18 protein-coding genes are annotated in these 22,019 nt (G+C 63.6%); 8 read left to right on the forward strand and 10 right to left on the reverse strand.

Going from position 1 to position 22,019, the window contains the following annotated elements; translation table 11 throughout:
• Positions 1-183: 183 nt before the first annotated feature.
• Positions 184-693 carry an SUKH-3 domain-containing protein gene (locus ACFXHE_RS37785; RefSeq protein WP_379389556.1) on the forward strand — a complete coding sequence of 170 codons (510 nt, stop codon included), beginning with the start codon at positions 184-186 and terminating at the stop codon, positions 691-693.
• Positions 694-934: 241 nt separating this feature from the next.
• Here the strand turns inward: ACFXHE_RS37785 and ACFXHE_RS37790 are convergent, their stop codons facing one another.
• The 3 genes from ACFXHE_RS37790 to ACFXHE_RS37800 all read right to left on the reverse strand — a co-directional run bounded on the left by ACFXHE_RS37790 (position 935) and on the right by ACFXHE_RS37800 (position 4,998).
• Positions 935-1,855, reverse strand: a complete 921-nt coding sequence (locus tag ACFXHE_RS37790; protein WP_379389558.1) for a hypothetical protein — start codon at positions 1,853-1,855, stop codon at positions 935-937.
• Positions 1,856-2,013: 158 nt separating this feature from the next.
• Complete coding sequence (locus ACFXHE_RS37795) at positions 2,014-3,042, reverse strand: SEC-C metal-binding domain-containing protein (protein WP_379389560.1); 1,029 nt, start codon at positions 3,040-3,042, stop codon at positions 2,014-2,016.
• Positions 3,043-3,282: 240 nt separating this feature from the next.
• Entirely contained in the window at positions 3,283-4,998 is a 1,716-nt protein-coding gene (locus tag ACFXHE_RS37800; protein WP_379389562.1) for a plasmid pRiA4b ORF-3 family protein, read from the reverse strand.
• A gap of 321 nt (positions 4,999-5,319) precedes the next feature.
• On the opposite strand from ACFXHE_RS37800, the gene ACFXHE_RS37805 reads away from it, so the two are divergent.
• Positions 5,320-6,036 carry an LppP/LprE family lipoprotein gene (locus ACFXHE_RS37805; RefSeq protein ID WP_379389564.1) on the forward strand — a complete coding sequence of 239 codons (717 nt, stop codon included), beginning with the start codon at positions 5,320-5,322 and terminating at the stop codon, positions 6,034-6,036.
• A 15-nt stretch (positions 6,037-6,051) separates the two neighbouring features.
• Here the strand turns inward: ACFXHE_RS37805 and ACFXHE_RS37810 are convergent, their stop codons facing one another.
• Both ACFXHE_RS37810 and ACFXHE_RS37815 read right to left on the reverse strand, forming a co-directional pair.
• Complete coding sequence (locus tag ACFXHE_RS37810) at positions 6,052-6,258, reverse strand: hypothetical protein (RefSeq protein WP_379389566.1); 207 nt, start codon at positions 6,256-6,258, stop codon at positions 6,052-6,054.
• Positions 6,259-6,653: 395 nt separating this feature from the next.
• Positions 6,654-8,603: a UvrD-helicase domain-containing protein gene (locus tag ACFXHE_RS37815; protein WP_379389568.1), complete on the reverse strand. Its 1,950-nt coding sequence runs from the start codon at positions 8,601-8,603 to the stop codon at positions 6,654-6,656.
• Positions 8,604-9,113: 510 nt separating this feature from the next.
• Here ACFXHE_RS37815 and ACFXHE_RS37820 point away from each other — a divergent pair.
• The gene (locus ACFXHE_RS37820; RefSeq protein ID WP_379389570.1) at positions 9,114-10,166 is read left to right on the forward strand and encodes an FAD-dependent oxidoreductase; all 1,053 of its coding nucleotides are present in this window, start codon (positions 9,114-9,116) and stop codon (positions 10,164-10,166) included.
• Positions 10,167-10,379: 213 nt separating this feature from the next.
• Positions 10,380-12,062: a DNA/RNA helicase domain-containing protein gene (locus tag ACFXHE_RS37825; protein ID WP_379389572.1), complete on the forward strand. Its 1,683-nt coding sequence runs from the start codon at positions 10,380-10,382 to the stop codon at positions 12,060-12,062.
• Positions 12,063-12,230: 168 nt separating this feature from the next.
• Here the strand turns inward: ACFXHE_RS37825 and ACFXHE_RS37830 are convergent, their stop codons facing one another.
• Genes ACFXHE_RS37830 through ACFXHE_RS37840 form a run of 3 tightly spaced genes read right to left on the reverse strand, consistent with a single transcriptional unit; the run spans position 12,231 to position 13,841 of the window.
• Positions 12,231-12,788, reverse strand: a complete 558-nt coding sequence (locus ACFXHE_RS37830; RefSeq protein ID WP_379389574.1) for a BRCT domain-containing protein — start codon at positions 12,786-12,788, stop codon at positions 12,231-12,233.
• Entirely contained in the window at positions 12,745-13,260 is a 516-nt protein-coding gene (locus ACFXHE_RS37835; RefSeq protein ID WP_379389575.1) for an exonuclease domain-containing protein, read from the reverse strand. Before ACFXHE_RS37835 ends, ACFXHE_RS37830 begins: the two co-directional genes overlap by 44 nt.
• The gene (locus tag ACFXHE_RS37840; protein WP_379389577.1) at positions 13,260-13,841 is read right to left on the reverse strand and encodes a hypothetical protein; all 582 of its coding nucleotides are present in this window, start codon (positions 13,839-13,841) and stop codon (positions 13,260-13,262) included. Before ACFXHE_RS37840 ends, ACFXHE_RS37835 begins: the two co-directional genes overlap by 1 nt.
• 512 nt (positions 13,842-14,353) lie before the next feature.
• On the opposite strand from ACFXHE_RS37840, the gene ACFXHE_RS37845 reads away from it, so the two are divergent.
• Both ACFXHE_RS37845 and ACFXHE_RS37850 read left to right on the forward strand, forming a co-directional pair.
• The gene (locus tag ACFXHE_RS37845; RefSeq protein WP_379389579.1) at positions 14,354-16,639 is read left to right on the forward strand and encodes an AAA family ATPase; all 2,286 of its coding nucleotides are present in this window, start codon (positions 14,354-14,356) and stop codon (positions 16,637-16,639) included.
• Positions 16,640-16,676: 37 nt separating this feature from the next.
• Positions 16,677-17,321, forward strand: coding sequence for a hypothetical protein (locus tag ACFXHE_RS37850; RefSeq protein WP_379389581.1), 645 nt, complete (start codon positions 16,677-16,679; stop codon positions 17,319-17,321).
• Here ACFXHE_RS37850 and ACFXHE_RS37855 read toward each other — a convergent pair.
• Positions 17,255-17,740 carry an ATP-binding protein gene (locus tag ACFXHE_RS37855; RefSeq protein ID WP_379389737.1) on the reverse strand — a complete coding sequence of 162 codons (486 nt, stop codon included), beginning with the start codon at positions 17,738-17,740 and terminating at the stop codon, positions 17,255-17,257. The genes ACFXHE_RS37850 and ACFXHE_RS37855 overlap by 67 nt on opposite strands.
• A gap of 326 nt (positions 17,741-18,066) precedes the next feature.
• Between ACFXHE_RS37855 and ACFXHE_RS37860 the strand changes: the two genes are divergently transcribed.
• Positions 18,067-19,734, forward strand: a complete 1,668-nt coding sequence (locus tag ACFXHE_RS37860; RefSeq protein ID WP_379389583.1) for a DUF262 domain-containing protein — start codon at positions 18,067-18,069, stop codon at positions 19,732-19,734.
• A 246-nt stretch (positions 19,735-19,980) separates the two neighbouring features.
• Here the strand turns inward: ACFXHE_RS37860 and ACFXHE_RS37865 are convergent, their stop codons facing one another.
• Positions 19,981-21,171, reverse strand: a complete 1,191-nt coding sequence (locus ACFXHE_RS37865) for a Fic family protein (RefSeq protein WP_379389585.1) — start codon at positions 21,169-21,171, stop codon at positions 19,981-19,983.
• 378 nt (positions 21,172-21,549) lie between these two features.
• Here ACFXHE_RS37865 and ACFXHE_RS37870 point away from each other — a divergent pair, with 378 nt between their 5' ends.
• Positions 21,550-21,930 carry a hypothetical protein gene (locus ACFXHE_RS37870; RefSeq protein ID WP_379389586.1) on the forward strand — a complete coding sequence of 127 codons (381 nt, stop codon included), beginning with the start codon at positions 21,550-21,552 and terminating at the stop codon, positions 21,928-21,930.
• The last annotated feature ends 89 nt before the right edge of the window (positions 21,931-22,019 follow it).

The raw sequence follows: 22,019 nt of genomic DNA on the forward strand, positions 1-22,019 counted from the left end.
GAACCCGGAAGCTAAGGCCACCTGCGCCGATGGTACTGCACTCGACAGGGTGTGGGAGAGTAGGACACCGCCGGAACATCCTTCGCGAAGGCCCCGACCATTTGGTCGGGGCCTTCTGCGTATCCAGGCACAGGTCAACCAAATCGATACGTGCCCAAAGCGATTCAGCACCGAATAGTCTCTATGCGCTTCTATTGGCCGAATCCAATCACGTCACAGGCTCTCACCGCCGCTGGCTGGACACCCTCCCGCCGAGTTGATATCACCGAATGGATCGACCGCCTGGAAGCCGAAGGCTTCCACGTCTCCCGCCCCGCGGCATCAACCCTCGAATCCTTCGGCAACCTCGCCATCCGCCCCCCGGACCTCGCCGGCGCCCTGTGGCCTCCCGACCCCATCTTCTTCGACCCCATCGATGTAGCCAACGGCATGTACGACCGCTACGCCGACTTCGAATCAGCCCTCGGCCACCGCATGACCCCCCTAGCCGCCAACGCCACCGGCACAACCTTTCTCCTGATGCTCGACAACGGCAACGTCGTCGCCGACGGCATCCTGGCCCTCCACCTCCTGGGCCCCACCTTCCCCCAGGCCCTCGACCTCATCCTGCGCCGCCACCGCACCCCCGACCAGATCCTCACGTACCACCGCGGCCGGCCGATCTCAGCAGCCCGGCAAACCCGAGCATCCTAGGTGCCGGCACAACCTCAGATCGGATGACCACCGCCTATGCCAACGTCTCGGATCTCACCGAGCCGCCAGGCAATACGACATCAGAGACCTTCCAGAGGAGCGAGCGTGACGGCCGAGGGGCAGGTGTGCGGCTCGATCGGTGTCGATCAGTCGTGGTGACGGGTTCGGTCCACCCGTCACCACGGTCGAGTTCTGTCTCCTAGCGAGAGGTCATCTGCACCTGACACCGTAATCCGGCAGGTTATGCAGGGTCCTCGAAGAGGCTGTCGACGGTGCTGGCCGTGATGGATTTGTCCAGCCAATCGAGGAGACGTTCGGGTTCTGTGCAGGACATGATGCGCTCACGGACCGCGGCGGTGATGGTGATTCCGTTTCGCTCCAGTGTGTGAATGACGGCTACGGCAAGCCCCTCCGCACGTCCTTCAGCGAGTCCTTCAGCGAGCCCCTCGGCATGTCCCTCAGTGCGGGCCTGCGCGCGCAGGCGCTGGGAGGTTTCGGAGCGGAAAAAGGAGAGGTCCACGGTCATCAACTGCCTCCAGAGTCGTCCGGCCGGGCTTTTGCCCAACCCGAGTTCAGTGAGTTCGGCGAAGATCAGTGCGTCGTCCTCGTCGACTCTTTGCAATGCGGTGGCCAGCGTTTTCAGTATGTCACCGATGCCAGGGTCGTTGGCATGGGTGATCGCGGAGAGGGTGGCCAGCGGAATATCGCTGACCGCCTCCTGTAGATCGGTTACCGGCCGCACGTTGTGCGGGCCCAGGACCAGGGGCCTGACGACGAGGCTGGCCCACTGGCGTGGGCCGATATGCTGTGGACCGGCGGCCCATGCCGCGGTCGCGGCGTCCTGGCATACGACGAGCAGGACCGGGTGCAGGTCGTACTTCGCGTGGACGTGGGCGAGGTAGTAGGCCCAGGCGCTCGGCTTGCGCTTGTCGTCTCGGCTCTGAGCCTCCACCAGTAGCAGGAATGGGCCTTCGTCGGTGTCGACGCGTAGGAGTGTGTCCACGCGCCGCTCCAGCGGTTCGATCTCAGTGAGATCGTTGGGCAACAGTGCCACGGTATTCGGTTTGGGGAACGGCAGATTCAGCGCGTCGAACGCGCGGCCGAATACATCCGGGTGGCGTTGGAAGAGCCGGTGCATCGCTTCGTGTTTGGAGCCGACCATGCGATGAAGCTATCGCGTCGGATCGAATGTGTGTGCGATTGTTGTGATGTCGTCCGGACCCTCCCGATTTGCACGGGACTCGGCGGGTTGGCGGCCGGGTGCAACCGGGAAGGTCCCTCGCGCTCGGTCCGCGCGTCGAGCGCGTCATCGGCGGGATCTCAGTCCGGTCGCCCGCAGCACTTCTTGTACTTGCGGTCGGAACCGCACCAGCAGGGGTCATTTCGGCCGGGTGGCCAGGGTGCGGCGTGGTGGGTGGTGTCGACGAGTTGTGTCGCGAAAGCGGCTCGCGTAGTGGGTAGTTCGGGGTTGGCGTTGGTTCGGGCCGCGTATTCGGCGAGCCCATCGACGGTCGTGGTGATCACCCGTGGCGACCGTCCCGGCTCGAGCTCACGCAGGGAGTGTTCCACCGCCGCGCGGTGCTCGTCGAAGGTGTCGTAGGCGTGCATGGCCGGCCATCGCCGAATGGCTTGTGCGAATTCGTGTTCCGGGAAGAACAGGACAGCGGTTCGTACGGGCTTCGCGGGGAGGTCGCGTTGGGTCAGATCGGCGATCACGCGCGCGCGGTGTTGGTCGACGCCCAAGTCAGTCTCGTCCTCCGGAAGTCCGAGCAGTTCGCGGATGCGGGCGCGACCCGATGCCAGCCGGAATCGTGTCAAGGATTCCCGGGCGTCATCGTCTGCTGCGGACATCCGCACCCGCTCGAGTCCCGATTCGAACCAGCGCAGTGCTTCCTCGAGATCCCCGTGCTCCGCGAAGGCCTCGCCGGCAATCTCGTACACCTGGTAGTCGTCGGATCCCTCGGCGAATACCACCTCGAGCAGGTCGTAGGCCTCCTCCTCGTCGCCGTGCTCGAGCAGGAATGTCGCATACCAGACGCGCGCGTCGGCGGCGACCGGACCGCCGTCGGCGATGGCGTCCAGATACCGCCGCCGTGCTTTGTCGTAGTCTCCGGCCATCGCCCAATACGAGGCGGCCTCGTTGAGGTTCTGTGCTCGGTCCAAAGGTTCGCCCGCCGCGGCCTCCCGCTCGAAGTCCTGGGCGATCTTCTCGGGAGGCTGCTGAAAACCCGCAAATTCCGCCGTGACCGCCGCCAACTCCGCAGTCAGCCGGGCATTCTCGGCTTCCAGCCGCTCCTTCTTCCGCCGCAGTGCGTCGAGCTGGCCGTCGTCGGTCGGTTCAGCGGGCATTCTTCCCCCTTACGATGACGGTGGTTTCGGCTTTCGTCACCACTCGGGGAAGCATACTGACCGGGGCTGGGCAGCAGTCTCGGCAGCGTGGTGTCTCGAGGGTCGGGATTGCGGCCGGTCAGTCTTGCATGGTGTCCGGCAGGTGTGACTTGCTCAGCGGTAAGCACTCCGGGCAGGTGTCCGCGTAGTTGCCGTCTCAATCATCTCGCACAACGAGTGGGGTGACCATTCTTCGGACACCTACCGCAACAGTATCGACCGCGCGAACTCGGCTGCGTGTGAACTGAACTGGCGTCCGAATGTGGTGCGGTCCCGCCGTAAGAGGTTCATCCGCTCGAACACATCGCTCATGTGCCCGACCGCGGACGTGATGTCCATCGTCTCGAGCGGGGTCCCGTCAGCGAGCCGCCAGCCTGTGGCGGTCAGGAGGTCGGCGACCATGCGGTCGACACCATCGGTCACACCGGCAGCGATTGCCATGAGATACAGCAGGGCTGGCTCGTCCCCGTACTTGCCGATCTGTTCACCGGTCTTCGTTGCCAGGTGCCACCACAACGCAATCGGGTCATTGCGGAGTGCACGGCCTTTCGTTGTGGCCGACAGCTTGCCCCGGTATTTGCGCACCAGGCCCATCTGCTGCGCCGACGCTCGCAGCTGTGCCACGGGTGGAGTCAGGTCTTCGCGATTGCCCTTTCCGATCCAGTCCTCGTCCATGCTCAGCTCGCGGAAGATGGACGCCACGACGGCCGGTGGAAGATATCCGGCTCCGGTCAGGGCGATGCCGCTGGTTCCGAGATGCTCGATGAGGCAGCGATAGGGGCGTACCGCGTCGGAAGCGATTTCCTCGTCGATGTGTACCGGGATGCCGAGCTGTACACGATCGATCAGCTGTCGCAATTGATTTCGAGCCGGCGGCGGTGCTGTCCGCTGGAGTATGACGACGTCGCGCATCAGCTCAGGCAGATCGGCGTCTGTGCTATCGATCGGCCCGGGCTCCCGGTCGGCGGGAATCTCCAGGTCGATGGCGGTGAGGCGCTCGTTGATCGTGTCGAGGTCGAAGGGTACCGGCGAGTAGTAGTTCTGATCGATGTCCTCGCCGTACAGACTCCGGAACTCGGCCACCGCCTGACGATGCTCAGGATGTGCGGGATCAGTTGCCGCAATGATCAATTCGTATCCTCCGACACCGCCGCAGTCCTCCGGCGGACCTGGCCTTCGGCCGTCCGTGCACACTGCGCGAGCAGCGCCGGGCTCGCGCGGCGACACGGCCTCCAACTCGATGACGTGCTGCCAGTCGTCGCCGAAGTCGTAAAGGTAGTACAAGATGTCGCCGACGTCGACCAGCACCTCATCCAAACGGACTTGCTCTTCGGGGATCCCCGGCTCACCCTCGTCGGCTTGGAACGCGCACAGGTAGTACTCCGTGCGTCGGTCGTAATACGCTGGCCCGCTGCCGAATTGATGCAAGTGACTGTCGGTCCAGCCGAACGCGGCCTGAATGGCCGCATGCAGTTCGTCGAGAAACAGTCCGGACGAGAGCTCGAGCCGCCGCCACACAGGCGGTTCGGTATCCACGAGATCGATGCGAACGCGATAGGTCATCGCCTGCTCCCGCCGCGGTCGGCGTCGAGAGGGCACCAGCACCTCTTCCGCCTCGCGGGGGCCCTCCATCAACTGCCCGATCAGCGCTTTCAGATCATCGGGATGCAGCTGCGCCAGCATTTGCTCGATGACGGGATCCATATCGCGCTGAGGCATAGCGAGCACGCTACTCGGCCCCCAGCTGCCCGCCCACCCGTGGACGCTCACGGGGTCCGCCGCCCGGTTTGCCGACCCGATGCCAAGCCTGGCAATCGGCACATCGATCGAACGACAGATCGTGAGATCCTCGAAGGCCGAAGGCCCGAGCTGACGGGTGGCCTTGGTGACGAGCGCCGGCGCGTTACTGCGCCCCACGCGGACGGTGTCGGGTTGCCAGATCCCCTTGCGACCAATACGGCTTCCTCCCAGCCGAATACAACCAGCCTGGGGTATGCGTTAGTGGTTTCGCTCGGGGTGTCCACGAGGGCTGTGGCCGATTGTTTGTTCGGGATTGACTGTCGTAGCGTCGCCGTCCGAAGCTTCTCAGCCGTCTGGGTGAATTGTGTTCGCGCCCCTGACTTTTGGGGCATCACGCCCACAAACGCTCCGGTAACGCCTGCCTGACTGGACCCGATGACCAGTTTGTCCTTCCGTTTGGATGGAAGTCGGGGATGGCGTATCGATGCGAGGAGAAATATGAAGGCCAGATCAGTGCTGTTCGCCGCGTTCGCCACCGTCCTCGTGGCGTCCGCGAGCGGATGCTCCGGCAGCTCGTCGACCCAGGCGGGAACAGCGAGCACGACAGTCGCCGCATCCCAGGGGACGACCGTGCCGCCGCAGGGTAACCAGTCGGCTCCGCCTCCCGCCCAGGCCCCGGGCGGCCAGGGCGGCAATCCATCTGCGGGCGATGCCAATTCGCCGCAGCCCGCACCTGCCACCAGTGCCGCGACCGACACGTCGCAGCCCACGATCGTGCCGGTGACCACGAATCCGGCACCCAACGGCAGCGGCCACGGACTGTGCTTCGACCTCAATTCCGGGCTCGCCAACTCGGCGATCAAGAGTCTCGCCTCGACCGCGAACGGCGGATGGGGCAATCCGTCGGCGAGCAATGACCCGATCTCGGCGGGCTGCGATGGCGTGCTGTCGTGGATGACGGTGGAATCGGGCAATATTCACCCATACACCCATGTCCTGTTCTTCACCAACGGCACCTACCTGGGTACCGCGACGTCCAACCCCTACGGCTACACCGAGGTCATCGGAAAGACCACGAATACCGTCTCGGTGCAGTACAAGTGGGCGAAATCCAGTGACGCCCTGTGCTGCCCGAGCGGCGGCCCCAGCGTGGTGACCTTCACACTCTCGGGTGGCAAGGTGGTGGCGAAGGGGCAGTTCCCGCCGAGCAATTGAGTGTCAGGCCGATGCTCAGGGCGGGCGGACCGCGTCCGGAGCATCGGCGAGTTGGACGAGCAGCGGCGTGCCGTGCAGGGATGTCGGTTCGGGCTCGCCCAGGGCACTGGCGGTGACGCGGGCGATGCCGAGGATCATCAGGCGCGCCCGCACGAAAATGAGGACGGCCAACGGGATTTCGGCGAGACCCGCCGCCTGCGCCCCCGCGACCAACCTGAACACAACAAGAGCCGAACCGTGCAGGCCACCAGCGAGGAATCTTGGCAGTGTCGCCTCGAACTGGCGCACAACCGAATCAAGGAATTGACCGAGGAAGTCAGAACCCTTTGCAGACAGCTCGCACTGGCCCACGGCCAGCGCCGAGCCGATCAGATCTCTGCGACGAAGACCATCCACGAAGCAGATCCCCAGGTCAGATTCTATGAGGACGACAGAGCCCCAGGAACCGATGTGCGATTGTTGTGATGTTGTCCGGACCCTCCCGATTGGCATTGGGTTCGGCGGGTTGGAGGCCGGGTGCCCCGGGAAGGCTTGGGAACGTCCCCTCCAGTAGGGATCGTTTCGGCCGGGTGGCAGTCTCGGCAGCGTGGTGTCTTGAGACATGGGATTGCGGCGGGTCAGTCTTGCATGAATCCGATCCAGAGGTAGTCGCGTGCTCGGGTCAGCGCGACCATGCGTTGTCTCGCGGCCAGATCCGCACGGTCACGTTCGGCGCCCGTGAGTGGTGTCGAGGCGGGCTTCGGCGCGTCGGTGAGGTGGAAGACGCCGGCGAAGTCCATGCCTTTGGCTCGATGGACTGTGCCGATCTTGACTGCTTCCTGGTAAGTGCCGTCGAAGCTTTCGAGGGAGACCGTGGGGATCGCCGCTCGGCGGAGAGCCGCCGAGGCTCGGCCGATTTCTCTATTCGTGTTGAGGATGACCGCGATGTCGGCCAGAAGAAGCCGGGAGTCCTTGATCGCTCGAACCAGCCGAGCCTCAGCCTCCCGGCGCGGGAAAGTCTCGGATTTCGCTGTGCCCCCGGGCAATACGACTTCCGTGTCGCGCAGGGCGAAGCCTGGTGCGCCATCGAGGTCGTCGACGGTGTTTCCGGCATCGATGCGTTTGGCATATTCGTGCACCGCTGCCCGATTGCGATAGTTGGTGTCGAGCACCGCGCCACGCCCGACAATGGGAATCCCGGCATCGGACAACCGCCAACCGCCGGCGTAGACCTGCTGTTGGCCGTCTCCCACGAGCAGCAGCTGGGCGGTAGGTTCGCCGCCGGCGATCTGGTGAACCAGCCGCAGCTCCAGCAGCGTGAAGTCCTGCACTTCGTCGACGACGACCAGCCCAAACGGATCGTCGAGTGGTGCGGCCCGCAGCTCCTCGATTGCCATGGTGATCACATCCATGAAATCGCAGACGCCGCGTTGCGCGAGCCAATCCTGATACGGCTGGAACAGTCGCTCCCAGACGATCTTCCGGCGTGCGTCGCCGAGGCTGATGCCGTTGCGGCCGGTGCGATCGATGGACTGGTACTGCGTCAGCGTGGTGATCCCGCGGCCCTTGATCACGCGCTGGATCTCGTCCTTCCAGTAGCCAGGATTGGATTCGACGGATTCGAGCGACCCGCGCGCATGGTCCTTCCACGCCTGGCTGAACGCGGTCTCGGCAGCGCTGTTGTCCAAGGTGAATTCGACCGCGCGATCCTTGAGGAACCCCATGGTCCACCCGTAGAGGCCAACGAATTCGGCCCGATCCCCGGCGTGTGGCGCCAGTCGGACGAATCCGGACCGGTGGTACTCCGGCAGGTTGCGCACAAAGCTGGTGAACAGCAGCCGGCCGGGATTGTGCTTGGCGAATCGCGCCATTCGATGCAGGGCCACAACGGTTTTCCCGGTTCCGGCGGGTCCGCTGAACCGAGCCGGCCCGTTGTAGTTGCGGATCACCAGGTCCTGCTGACTCGGATCGAGAAAGATCATCCACTCGTGGAAGGGACGCCCCAGCATCTTGGTGCGAGCGTCCTCGCGCAAGTCGGCGGCTGCGAACAAGCCCTCGGTGACCTGCGCGGCTGCGGCCGCCGGGGCCTCGTCGGTCGAAAGCAGTTCGTACCTGTGACTTCGTGCGGCGACCGTGTCCGCGATCTCCCGGGCCCGCTTTCTGGTGAGCCGCACTTCTCCCCCGAAGAGCGCACGCGGGATGCTGTTCAAGTCCACCGTCGAGAACGAAGCCTCCGGACCGAAGTCCGCTGCCCTGTCCATGAGCATCAGTAGCTCGATCATGTGCGGCACGTATTGGCTGCGTCCCACCCCGAGATTCGCGAATGTCTCCTCGGCGCGGTGACGAGCTCGTCTCACACTCGACGTTGCCGGAACCGTGTCCGTGAACATGAATGCGAACACGCCCGTGGGTCCGATCGCGAACGCGTCAACCCGCTCCGGATCGCCGAACCCGCCCTGCCGATCGACCAGCACATGCCAGCCACTTCGCATCAACGGAACCGACAGGAACCGCCGGTGTACCGCATCCAGGAACGACAGTTCCCCCAACTCCCGCTCGACCCACCGTCGCCGCTGCTCAAACTGCATATCCGCCACCGGAATCCCCTTTTCTCGTCGCTCCGGCGATGAGGCCGACCGATCGTCGTTGACGGTGGAGCGATTCATTCCGGAGACGAGTTCCTGTGTCTTGCAACATATTACGATGGCATCGTGGTCGTCTTGGTCACAGTATCGATTGTCACGGACCGTCACATGACTTGGCACAAAAGAGAATTCACGATACGCCTGCTATTAGGCGCGATGAACGACCGTGTGATGGGATGGCTGGTCTCCAGCTCCAGCTCCAGCTCCAGCTCCAGCTCCAGCTCCAGCTCCAGCTGGCACGGCGGGCCGGGCTATCCCCCGAACGGACATGCCACGGTGCGTCGACCAGCTTACGAGCGCCCACACCCAAGCGAACCCTGGAGACCGTCGAGATCGTCTGCCGGTCAAGGGCACATCGTGGATAGGCTTGCGAATGGTCGGCGCGAAGTGGTCGAGATGGCTGATCACCTCCGGCCGGAATATCCCAGATTGATTACCGCACAGGAGATCCGAATGACGACCATCATCGGCGGCGGCATCGCTGGCATCGCGCTCGCAGGTGCGCTGGCTCGCGCCCAGGACAAAGTGACGCTCTACGAACAACAATCGGCGGGCTCCGCTGGCGGCGGTGCGTTCCTGTTTCTGGACCAGCGCGGACATGACGCGCTGACCGGGCTCGGACTGGACCGGGATGCCCTGCATGCTGCCTCGCATCCGGTGCATGGCCTGGACTACACCAACAGCGCCGGCGTGCATTCCAGTCGAATGGGTCAGGGTCACCGGTTCTGGCTGCGCCGCAACCTGATCGGCGTCCTGACCGAATTCTTGGACGGGTCCGGCACCGAGGTGCTCGCAGGGGCCGCAGTCACCAACGTGACCCTGGATGGCGGGGCGGCGGTAGTCCACCGCGGCGGTGAGACCATCGCCATCGATTCATTGCTCATCGGCGCGGATGGTATCGATTCGGTCGTGCGCGCCGGCCTGGAACCGCATCGTCGCCCCACCTACGCCGGAGATGTCGTGTTGTACGGCATGACCACGGCCGGGTTGGAATTGCCCACGCCTCCCGATGTCCTGCACTTCTACGCCGAGATTCCCGAGCTCGGCGGCCTCGGCAGCACGTTCGGGCATGTCTGGAGCCGCGCTGAGAACACCACCGCCCTGTGGTTCCTGCGCATTCCACGTCCGCCACTCGACGCCGACGATCTCGGCTTCCGCCCGGTCGGCGAATGGGCCGACACCGTGCTCGAGGCTGCCCCGTCCAACCGCGAGATCCTTGAAACCCTGCTCGCACTTACAGATTCGGTGCATGTCAGCAATGCCCGCGACGTCTCCCTCGAGGGTGCAGCCGCGCCAAGTACGCCGGTTCTGCTCGTCGGGGACTCCGATCACGCAATCACTCCCGCAGCCGGAGTTGGTGCTCGCGATGCTCTGGAGGACGCCCTCGCGGTCTATGAAGCTGTCCGCAGCGCGAACTCGACCGCGGACGCGATGGCTCTGCGTCGCCGGCAAATCCTCGCCGATCGGGAACAGGCGCGGCGCGCGATTCCGCGCCCACGTGCTTAGGAGAACTAGCCCGCCCCGTTGCTGCCACCCGAACGGGCATGAACCTCACACGCGGAACTGTCCATCGCCGGACGGAATCTGATCGTGGTCGTCGCAGTGGGTTGTCGGCACCCTTCGCTAATCTGATCTCTGCGGCCCGCCGGGCACCGAAGGCCACTTCGTCGTTGCCTCCACCCGCACGTCGATTTCGCGCGCCCAGGTGGGGAAGGCAAAGTGGCTCTGATTCGTGGAAGTGCTCGCTATCTGCTCACGGAAGCACAGGCTGGTCGCCTGCATCAGCTACTGAGCGAGCAGGCCCGGCATCAGTGGGAACATCAGGTGGGGGCCAGCGAGGTCCGTTCCTGGATGCGCAGCCTGCCGCCCCTATTGACCGAACTCGTCGACGCAGGTCTGGGCGATGTCGAGGTGTTGCTCGAGCACAAGCTGCCGCATAGTCCGAAACGTGTGGACGTTGTCCTATGTGGTGTGCACCCACGCACCGGAGACGTCAGCTATGTACTGGTCGAGCTCAAGCAACGGTCGAAGGCGGAACTTCTTGCCGCCGACGTGGTTTCAATCGATGCCTATGCGGATCCTGTGTTGCATCCGGTTGCACAGGTCCGGGCTTACTGTCAATACCTCGTCGACTCGACACCAGTGCTCGCAGATCTGCCGCAGGCAGTGCATGGCATCGCATACCTGCATAATGCGACATCCGCTGACATTCCGTCGCTCATGGGGTACCGGCCCGACCGGTTCGGTCGCATGTTCACGGAGGACTTCAAGTCCGAGCTGGTCGAGCATCTGCGCTCCCTGCTCGACGTGGCAGCTGGACGTGATCATGCACGTGGGTCCGCGGACCGATTCCTGCGATTCGCGCATGGACCGAGCAAGCCGCTATTGAAACTTGCTGCCAAGGAGATTCAAGATCGCGAGCAGTTCGTCCTGCTCGACGAGCAGCGGGTGGCCTACCAGCTGGTCGAGCAGGCTGTGGCGACCGCTCGGGCGCAGCGGACTCAGACCGTCGTGGTTGTTCTCGGCGGGCCGGGCTCCGGCAAGAGCGTGATCGCGCTGAGCTTGTTAGGCGAGCTTTCGCGACAGGGGCGAAAAGTTCACCACGCCACCGGATCAAGCGCGTTCACCAACACGATGCGCAAGGTAGCCGGCAGTCGCAATGGACGCGTCAAGACGATGTTCAAGTACTTCAACAACTATGTCGGCGCAGAGCCGCGAGAACTCGACGTACTGATCTGCGACGAGGCTCATCGTGTTCGTGAGAACAGCGTGAATCGTTGGACTGGAAAGGAAAAGCGGGCTCTGGCCGGTCGGCAGATAGACGAGCTGATCGACGTCGCCTGGGTACCAGTGTTCCTGCTCGACGAGAACCAGATCGTGCGCCCCGGAGAGATGGGCTCGCTCGACGAGATCACTGCCGCGGGAACCGCAGCCGGATGCAAGGTCGAGGTAGTCCGGTTGGACGGTCAATTCCGTTGTGGCGGTTCGGATGCCTTCGACGAATGGGTTCGGCGGTTGCTCGGCCTGGAACAGCTTCCCCCGATCAGCTGGAACCGCCTGACCGCCGGCACCGACGACGACTTCCAGGTTGCCGCAGCCGCGAACCCGGATGCGATGGAGGAGTGGCTGCGGAATCAGAGTGAACAGCACGGCGGTACTGCGCGATTGGCTGCCCGATACTGCTGGCCCTGGAGCGATCCTGCGGGGACATCCGACGCGAAGCATCTCGTAGCCGACGTCGTGATCGGGGACTGGAAGCGCCCGTGGAACGCCAAGCCCGGCAAACGAGTACCAGAAGGGACTGCTGCACGATCAGGTGACAGGTTGTCACCTATCCATGCAGCAGTCCCGTTTGAACGACTGTTCCAGTGGGCGCGGAGGGAATCGAACCGTTGCGGGTAGCCTCGCGCATCGCCGTCACGCCGTTCGCGACTCAAATCAACCTGTCCTCCGTCGGCGCGATTCTTCGGCCTGTTGCGTGGGCGTTCACCGGCATGGCCCGCTGTGGGGTCCACAGATCGGGCACCACGTCGAACTTCACGCCGATGGCCCACCGGTCGGTGCCGGGATTCACGCTGAAACTGCGCTGCCCTTCGCACTCATCGGTGTCCGAGATTGGCGACTCGGTACGTTCGTCTCACCGCCCATGGCGATCTGGTCGAGCGGTTTGCCTTCGTGGCATCTGAGGAAATCGTCCTCGGTCATGACCTCGATGTCTTGGCCCTTATCCTGAAGCTCGAATGCTTTGCGGGCCTTGCCGGTGATGTTCGAACCTGGACGGAGCACGGCAGGGTTGATGTCGCCCACGACGAGGACGTTCGTTTTCGTTGTGACACCTTTGTTGGCCAGCGCGCCGATTCGAGCGCACTCCTGCCAGGCGATCTGCCGGGTCATGGACATCAGTTGGCCGGTGAAAACGACGACTCTGCCGTAAAGGTAGCCCTCTGGGTCTGCGTTCGGGTCGAGTTCAGGTTGGACAAGTCGGGATCCGGTGGCTCCGGAAATCGCAACGCTGCCTTTGTAAATGCCGGGGGCCATCGTGCCGATGCGCACGCCGACCGAACCGGCCAACTCGTCAAGGTCATCAGCGTTTTGCTTTCGGGCCAGCCCGCGAACCACATCCACCACGGCTCTGGCGTCCGCAAGTGGATCGTGATGGTTGTCGATCGACCCGCCGAGTGACTCCAGAACGTACGGAAGCCGGAAGCCGATACGAAGGCAGTGACAGGGCTCGGCGAGACAGAACCATCGTGCACAGGAATCGTAGGCCCGGCCAGTCGATTTGGTCGACCGCGCAGGCATATCGGATGACGCCGATATCGAATCCCGCATTGTGGGCAACAATGACGTCGTCGCCGATGTAGTCGATAAGCGCCGGCAGGATCTCCTCCCACCTTGGCGAATCCGCGACGGCTTCCTCGCTGATGTGATGCAGCGCAGTGTTGAACGTGTCGAAGTAGTCGACCCCCTCCGGGGGACGGATCAGCGAGCTGCGTTCGTCCACCACGATTCCGTCTCGGACACGGACGAGACCGACTGCGCAAGGCGATCCCCGATACGAGTTCGCGGTCTCGAAGTCGATGGCTGTGTAGTTGAACATCAGCCCACCGGTTCCGGCCGGACGCGGTCCACGAACTCATCGGGGAGGACCGCGATGGTCTGGCTATTCAGTTCCGTCGGCATGATCCATGGGCTTTCGCCCGTTTTGGGTGCTGTTGTACGGCGGTGCCGTTGCTCTTCGGTGAACAGCCACGCCGCCCACGCTTGGCCGATGTAGTCGGCTACTGCCAGAGCGCGATACTGCGGTTCGTCCCCTTTCGGTGAGGTGAGTATTGGTGCTGGCAGAAAGCTCGGGATTACAAGGTCTTTGCGGTTGCGAGAGTTGTACTCGCTGATCGCCTCGCAGATGCGGTCCTGGTGGATCGCGGTCCGCTTGACCAGTTCGTCGAACGCGTCGACGTGGACGGCGTGCGCGAAGCTGACGGGCGGCACGGTGTCGGTGGTGAGCACGACCGATCGGCCTGCCGTAAGCGCGCGGACCTTCGTGTCGTAGTCGGGATCGCCGTGTGAGATGACTACCGCGTTGGTGTTGTTCACGCTGGTGCTTCCGGTGCGGCTGGTCAGCCAGACAGCGGTGGCGTAGGCGGCTGGTTGGCGATCGACAATTGCGAAGCCGAGCATGGCTCTCCCGTGACAGTCGATGGTGTGTGTGCGTGGGATCGGAGTGCGTGTGGGTCGGTGTTACTGCGGTTGGAGCATTGCCCGAAATGTCCGGTAGCCGTGTCTGTCACTCGGTCATGTAGGAGTGATGGCGACGGTGTGAGAGCTGAAGGCGGAGATCCATGTCCAGTGCTCCCTCGCATGGTGGCACTGCTCAGATGTAGATCGCCGCAACAACTCCGCACGGCGGACGGTACGCGTTGCAGTGCGCCTCAAGGGCGTTCGTGAATGCTTGACCGATAGGCTGACCGATTCAGGCCAGGATTGATGCCTACTAGACGATGGCATAGTCCTACTGGCGGCAATGGATCGGCCACCAGCCTCGGAATCGCCCGCCTTTACTTCCGTGGCTCGATGGCACGACGAAACATACTGATCTGTACGGATATTCGAGCATCATGCGGGTGTAGCCGGCGGGCTGGCTGGAGAGATCAGTCTGCGATGGGCTCCGTGGAAGGAATTGGGGGCATTGATTGGTCGTCGAGGGTACCGCCGGTCTCACGCTTACCGGCGAGTTCAAGGATGCGCTGTCGCGCTTGGAGCGGGGCGAGAACCTTTTCCTCACCGGTAGGGCGGGTACTGGCAAGTCCACCCTGATTCGCCGGTTCCTCGCGATTACGACCAGGAACGTGGTCGTGGCTGCACCCACGGGTATCGCTGCTCTCAATGTCGAGGGTTACACGATCCACCGGCTGTTCGCGTTTCGACCGACAACCACGCCCGAGAATGTCCGGTCGGGCAGCTACTCTCCGGGTCGGTTCACTCCCATCCTGCGCAAGCTCGATACGCTGATCATCGACGAGGCATCGATGGTGCGGGCCGACCTGTTCGACTGCCTGGCTGCCGCGTTGGAACGGTTCGGGCCCAAGCCCGGAACCCGCTTTGGTGGGGTCCAGTTGGTGCTAGTCGGCGATCTGTTCCAGCTGCCGCCGGTGGTGACCGAGGGCGAGAAGGAGTACTTCCATACGAGGTACGCCACTCCGTACTTCTTTTCCGCTGACAACTACAGTCGCAAGCACTTCCCTACGGTCGAGCTCACCACCGTCTTCCGCCAGATTGGCGACTCGCGGCTCGTCGATATCCTCAACGCTGTGCGTGAGGGAGCTCTGCTGGACGGGGCTCGAACGGAACTGAACTCGCGAACCGATGAAACATTCCGGCCCCCGGTTGACGAGTTCTGGCTGACTTTGACTACGACCAATCGCATAGCGAGCGCCCGGAACCGGGAGATGCTCGACCGACTCCCCGGCTTTGCGTCACACCATAGAGCCACGGCGACAGGCGATTTGGACGGATTCGACAGCCCGACCGACGACGACCTCGCGTATAAGGTCGGGGCGCAGATCATGCTCCTGACCAATGACTCGGGCGATCGATGGGTGAACGGAACCATCGGGCGGATCACGGGGTGCCGCGTCGACCGCGGCGATCCGGTCGTCACGGTCGAACTTCCTGACGGCGGCGAGGTTGAGGTGGGCTCGCACGTCTGGGAGGTCACTCGGCCGGTCTTCGAGAGCGGGGCTCTCCGCCATGAGGTGATCGGAACGTATACCCAGTTGCCGTTCCGCCTGGCGTGGGCCATCACGATCCACAAGAGTCAGGGCCAGACGCTGGACCGTCTCGTAGTGGACCTCAGCGGAGGGACTTTCGCCGACGGGCAGCTGTATGTGGCGCTCAGCCGATGCACATCAATGGACGGCTTGGTGCTGCGGCGTGCGGTTCAACCCCGAGACCTCAAGGTGGATCAGCGAATTCGCCGGTTTCTTCGGTCAGGTAGACCCGAAGGGCGGCCGCGCGGGAATGTGTATCTCGGTATCTGCACCGTTGGTGATGAAGGGCGGGCGTGGAAGCCGCGGCCGGTGGAGATCGCGCTGGTGACTGACGACGGCACCGAGATCACGTCGTTGATCAACCCCACCCGCGATCTCGGTGACGCCCGCAGTGCCTACGGAATCACCGCGGGCGATGTGCAGCTCGCGCCTTTGCTAGTCGAGGCATGGGCTGCGATGGCTCCTCACTTGGCCGGGCGAACTCCGATCGGCCTCGATATCGACCTACACCTCGGATACCTCGACTACGAGCTCAAGCGCAACGGCTATGTCGCCCCCATGCCGCTCGGTATCGAGCTCGACAGCTCGAACCTGTCGGAGTTGGACTGGCGGCGGCTCAACGCCTTTCGGGCCCTCGACCGAGCCCACGCCGTGCAGGATATTTCGAGGCGCTCGCTGGCGGATACGAGTGCCGCCGACGTCTTTCCCCCGGCGGAACCCCGAACTGGATACCTCCTCTCACGAGGTTTCGGCGCGGATTGTTTTCAGGCCGGTGGTCTTGTCTGCTCCTCCTCGACTCCCGAGCAGGTCCTGGCAGAGTATCTGCGCACCAAAGCCCAGCAGGTCCATATGGACGACCGAACCTACAGGCTTGTCTGTGAACTTGAGGTCCGCCTCGGACACAGCATCGTCGCCCCCGACTTCGATGTCATCAAACAGGACATCAATACCGTTCTCGTCGCGGGTGTTCGAGTCTGCTTTACCGGAGAATGCATCGACGAGGAGGGGAACGAGCGGACCCGAAGCGAGATGGAAAGCCTTGCCGCAGCGCGTGGACTCGTACCGGTGAAGACTGTCACCAAGAGCAAATGTGATGCCCTGATCACCGCAGAGGCAGGATCGCAGTCGGGAAAGGCCAAGACGGCGATCGCATACGGCAAGCCGATCTTCACGGCGAAACAATTCCTCATGTGGACCGTGGGCGGCTGAATCGATACAGCTAAAACGAGATTGAAGAACTGATAGGTTGAGCCGTCTGGTCGAATCGGGTGAACACCGTTGCGACCGTCTATTTTTCATCAATGGGGGGAACGTAGTGGATAGTTGGCGCAAACTGGATGTCAGCCGTCGACGAGACGTACAGGGTTTGGTAGCGGCTCTGGGAGACCTCAAGAGCGGCATGCACGTCAGCGCGACGTTCAAGTCCGACGAGTACGGAATCTGCCTGATCGAAGGTATCGCGGTGTTGTCTGTCACTGGCAGCTACTTGGTCGGCGGGCAACCGCTTGACAGCGGATCGCGGCCAGGTAAGCCGCGCCAGCCGGTGGCTGCACTTCGTGCACTCACCCTCGGGATCACCGTCCGCGACGCCGGGAACACCGCTGAGGTGGCCGGACCGATCACGAATGATGTAATGGCTCATGGGGATCTGGTCCGCGCAACGTTCGAGCAGTCGCCGTACGGCATATTCGAGGTCACCGGAATAGTAGTATGGGCACCGGTGGGCAACGTGTTCGTCGTCGGAGGCGGATCGTTTCTCACCAGAAAATCTGGTGAGCAGGCGGCGCGGCTGAAGGGACTGGCGATACTGGCTCGCCGCGGGAGTCACCACCTGCATGTTCCCTCCAAGCTCGACACGTGGCCGAGCTCTGACGACACCGAGATGATCTGATCATCTGACCCGGCGTTCGTGCGGAGGCGGTGAGGAGCTGGGAGCCCGACGATCCGACGTCGGCTGTGAGAGCGCACCGGCAAGCACGCCGCGAACGTCATCGATTCGAAGCTCACGCGCAGATGCGGGTGCAACCGCTGCCAGAGCACTGTGTAGGCGATGTCGAATCGGTGGAACTTGATCTTCCGGGAACCGTATTGGGATCGCAGCACGGCAAGTGCCTCGATCGACTGCCGGTGGCTCGGCACTTGGAAGTCGACAGTCGCGGTGGGGTGCGCGTCCGAGGCTCGTCTGCGCAGTTCTGCCAGCAATCGCGATTTTCCGATGCCACCGACTCCGGTGAGCAGCAATACTTTTGGAGTGTCCGATGCTTCAGCAAGTAGCCGGTCGAAGCGAGCAAGCACTCTGTCCCGGTTCACGAACGGTCGGCCGATTGCTCCTGGTTGATAGCGTGCGATCAGCGCCGTAGAGCCTTCCCCCTCGCCGTGGCTGCGGGGCAATTGTCCCCGATGATCAGGTCGAAAGGGTGGAGTTTCGGAGGTTCGCGGACTCTCATGTCAAGTTGTCGAGACCAACTGCCCGGCACTATTTGCGAAGGCGCCGACGGGGCGACCGATACAGTGACCGATTCAGCGGGAAGATGCTCGAGCTGGTGTTTTCCGGTCAGCGGTTGTCGGACGCATCCGTGTGCGCGGCCGCCTCGGTAGGGTGGTTCGGCGGACCACTCGAACCATAAGGAAGCTTGGTGTTCTCTCCCGATCAGCTGGTTGTCGTGATACCCCGCGAGGACATCGAAAGGGGGGACCTGGGGCCCGCCCTCGAGGCCCTCAACTCGTGCTTCGTTTCGCCGGAGCGCGCCCGAATTTTCATGGGCGCAGTCGAACTGGTCATCGAAGGTTACGAGCACATCCCGACCGAACTGTTCGAGATGGAACCGGTCCGTCAGTTCGTACGACGGCTCGACGATGAGTTTCCCTACTGGTTGTATTTCCTCGGTCTGGGTGGCCCATCGCTACGGCTGATCTTCGGCTGCTTCCTGCCGCCGTTCCTCGACGAGGCCGAGCGGCGCCAGCAATTCGCGCACCGTCTGGGGGCGGTGATGGAGAACCGGTGGCTGCCCGCCATGAGCGACGTCGCGGCATTCGCCGGGCTCGCTGCGGCCGAGCTGGACTCCCGCACCACCAGCGTCTTCGACCACTACTTCCGTTCCAGCGCACCGGCAATCGCGACATCACCGGCCGACACCACCGTGACCTTCCGCGATCAGGCCGCAGCCGTGGTGGAGGAAGTCTTCTACGGTGAGCCGACCGGCGTCGAGATCGAGCGGGACGACCACCCGTTCGGAGGCCGCCCGGCGGCACCCTGGGATCCCGAACAGATTCGGATCTCCACCCGCACGTTCTCCCTGCGCAATGTTCTCGACATGATCGACGACGGCGATCTCGAACTGGCCCCCGACTTTCAACGCAACCGAGTGTGGAAGGGCCGCCAGAAATCCAGGCTCATCGAGAGCCTGCTGCTGCAGATTCCCTTGCCGGCCTTCTATTTCGCCGAGGACCGCGGGGGGATGTTCCGCGTGGTGGACGGCCTGCAACGGCTGTCCACGGTGCACGAGTTCGTGAAGGGCGGTTTCGCTCTCGACGAGCTCGAATACCTGGATGGCGAGCGCGAGAAGACCTTCGCGGAACTGGATCCGCCACTGCGCCGCCGCCTTCACAACGCCCAGATCGTGGTGCACGTGATCGAGCCGTCCACGCCCAACCGCGTCAAGTACGACATCTTCAAGCGCATCAACACCGGTGGAGAGCCGTTGAACGCCATGGAGATCCGGCATTGCATGAGCAGCGCGCGCAGTCGGAACCTGCTCAAACGGTGTGCCTCCGCCGAGGTCTTCCACGCGGCGACCGGCGGCGTGTTGCGCAATCACGTCCGAATGAACGACCGCGAGGCCGTGCTGCGTTTCCTGGCCTTCTACACCCTTCCGGATCTGCAGGAGTACGACTCCTACGGGTCATTGGAGAGCCTGCTCGACGCCACCACTGAACTCATCGATGACGTCGGCCAGATCTCCGACGCTCACCTCGAATCCTGGTTCGCCGCCTTCGAACGCGGCATGATCAACGCGCGAATCATCTTCGGCGACTATGCCTTCCGGCGCTGGCCCGCCGGCAACGATCGGCGCTCACCGATCAACCGGGCGCTGCTGGAGAGCTGGGGTGTCGTTCTGTCCGCCTACCACCCCGACCAGCTCGAGCGCGCTCGGCCCCGAATCGTCGCCGAGGCTCGCGCGGCCATGGCGAAGAACAACGAATACATCGCCGCGATCAGCGCCTCTACCGCCGACCCGAAACGCGTGCGGGTCCGCTTCGAGGTCGCGCGCCGGATCGTCGAGGACGCGGTCGCGCTGTCGTAGGCACGGGTTTCGTCCGGGTGCTGGCCCCGGAGAACATCGAGTCGTTGCGGTTGCAGGATCCTGGACGAGTTGGCGCAGGCCCGGTCGGTTCGTATCGCCGGTGAACCGGAACTGGTGTTCTCGGAGAGGGATTGGGAGGCGCTCGCCGGAGCGGTGGAGGCTAGGGAATTCGACCGGCCCATAAGGGCAGGGCTTCAGTCCTGCAACTCGCCGCTCATCGTCACATCGACCCGTGCGCCAGCTGACTCAAATGTGCTCGATCGTGCGCCGGCCGATGGCCGCGCTAAGCGCGTCCAGCTCCCCGAGCACGTCGGTCGCGGCCCAGATGCGGTTGCGTTTGCTCTCCGAGAGGAGCTCGAGAATCCCCGCATCGGTCAATCGTCCCAGTGCCCGGTAGGTGCTGGCGTCGGTGGTGCCGGCGATGCGTTGTGCGGTGTCGGCGTTGAGGATCGGGGTTTCGAGTAGTGCTGCGAGGAGGGTTTCCTCCGCCGAGTTTGCTCGCGGGCGGGCGATGTCTCGCCAGCGTCTCGGCAGGTCGGCGAGAGCCATGGCTGACTCCTGTGCGGCCTCGCTGGCGTGGATCGCGCCGACTGCCAGGTACTCGACGAATGTGTCGACGTCGCCATTGCGAAATCGGTTGAGGTGCATGAAGTATCGGCCGGTGTCCGCCAGCATGACCGACGCCAGCGGTACGGTCACTCGGCGGGTGAGGCCGCGGCGGCGCAGCACGGCACTGATCAGCGCCCGTCCGATGCGCCCGTTCCCATCGGTGAACGGGTGGATGGACTCGAACTGGGCGTGCGCGATGGCGGCTTGCGCCAGGATCGGCAGATCGTCTCGGTTGACGAAGACCAGCAGATCGGCGATCAACTCGGCGACCAGTTCGGGGGGTGGAGGGACATGCGCGGCGTTGATCGGCGTGTAGTCGCTGCCGCCGATCCAGTTCTGCACATCCCGCAGCTGCCCCGCATCGCGGGCGGTGTAGTAGTCGATGGCCATCAGTAACCGATGTGCTTCGAGTAGGTCATCCAGCCCGATGCTGCCCGTGCTGGCCGCATCGACCATCGCGATCAGGGCCTTGACTGCCGCCAATTGCGACTTCGCATCGTCGCTGGCCTTACCTCCGGCGACAGCTTTGCCGAAGGCTCGCCAGCCCGCATCGATATGTTCGATCTTCGAGGACGCGACAGACTCACCGCGCAGCAGGAAGTCGGCAAGTGGCACGAGGTGCTCGCCGAACCCGGCCTCGAGGCGGGCTATCGCAATCAACGCCGCTTCGTGGGCACGAGCAACGGGCCCGGTCGGATCGTAGTCGAGCTGGCCTATTCGGGGCGGAATCGCGACCGTGATCCGATCAAGGGTTCGATCCGCCCGCGAGCCGTGACGCTGGCGCGGGTTCCAGACCCGCTCTTCGCTCCGGTGTGGTGGCCAGTTCACGCGGTCTCCTTCGAGTAAGGTCGACCAACTCTGCGGTTAGCTTACTTTATAGATATGAAACGTAGCTAGCGCCGCCCTTAATCTACTTTGCGGCTCCTCCGCGTTGGTGATGAAGGCCCGATCCATCGGGGACGGTGAGCAGTGGGAGGCGGCGGGCTGACCAGCCGCGACCGAAAGACGTCGGCGTGGATGGCCTACTTCGAGTCTTTGTCGTAGCCGAACTGGCGGGCCAGGGCCCAGTTGATCTCTTTGACGAAGGGGCTCTCGAGCAGACGTGGTTCGGAGCAAGCGACGTCACATGGGAAAAGCGGGCCGATCCTCCTTTCTCTTGGGCATTTGGGCCTTGCTGCTGAGACCTAGAGGAGTGATCGTGGATTGATGACAAATGTCTCGAATCTGACCGCGCCGGAACGACGCCAGCTGGCCCAGCACACGCTGGACTCGCTGACGGACCGGGCGGGGCATACGTTGACGCAGGTGCGGTGCGGTTGTGGTCACCGCGTGGCGGCGGTGTTCGATACGCCGGCCGGCGCGGTGTATCAGTCGGCGACCGGGCCGCACGCGCATGGATCGCGTGATTTCGTCGATGCTGCGCACAGCGCTCACGGGCATGGCACCCGGTTTACGGACCTGCTTGCCGGTGATGGCTTTGTCGATGACGCGTTGCCCGCTTCCTGCGAGTGCGGGCCGCATACACTGTCGCGGTTCCGGCTCCAGGAAGCTGTCGCGAACCACGAGCATAAGATTCAGCTGCCCTGATCAGCCATCACAACGCCGGAAAACCGAGCTCAGAATCGAGCACCTTCGCTGGCAAGGTCCGGGGCCTTGGGCGACACGATCCTCCCGCC

The organism is Nocardia sp. NPDC059229, from assembly GCF_042754165.1.
Classification (GTDB): domain Bacteria; phylum Actinomycetota; class Actinomycetes; order Mycobacteriales; family Mycobacteriaceae; genus Nocardia.

Excerpts from the sequence above, each read along its gene's own strand:
- ACFXHE_RS37785 (WP_379389556.1), top strand. The coding sequence starts at position 184 with ATGCGCTTCTATTGGCCGAATCCAATCACGTCACAGGCTCTCACCGCC.
- ACFXHE_RS37790 (WP_379389558.1), bottom strand. The coding sequence starts at position 1,855 with ATGGTCGGCTCCAAACACGAAGCGATGCACCGGCTCTTCCAACGCCAC.
- ACFXHE_RS37795 (WP_379389560.1), bottom strand. The coding sequence starts at position 3,042 with ATGCCCGCTGAACCGACCGACGACGGCCAGCTCGACGCACTGCGGCGG.
- ACFXHE_RS37805 (WP_379389564.1), top strand. The coding sequence starts at position 5,320 with ATGAAGGCCAGATCAGTGCTGTTCGCCGCGTTCGCCACCGTCCTCGTG.
- ACFXHE_RS37815 (WP_379389568.1), bottom strand. The coding sequence starts at position 8,603 with ATGCAGTTTGAGCAGCGGCGACGGTGGGTCGAGCGGGAGTTGGGGGAA.
- ACFXHE_RS37820 (WP_379389570.1), top strand. The coding sequence starts at position 9,114 with ATGACGACCATCATCGGCGGCGGCATCGCTGGCATCGCGCTCGCAGGT.
- ACFXHE_RS37835 (WP_379389575.1), bottom strand. The coding sequence starts at position 13,260 with ATGTTCAACTACACAGCCATCGACTTCGAGACCGCGAACTCGTATCGG.
- ACFXHE_RS37840 (WP_379389577.1), bottom strand. The coding sequence starts at position 13,841 with ATGCTCGGCTTCGCAATTGTCGATCGCCAACCAGCCGCCTACGCCACC.
- ACFXHE_RS37870 (WP_379389586.1), top strand. The coding sequence starts at position 21,550 with ATGACAAATGTCTCGAATCTGACCGCGCCGGAACGACGCCAGCTGGCC.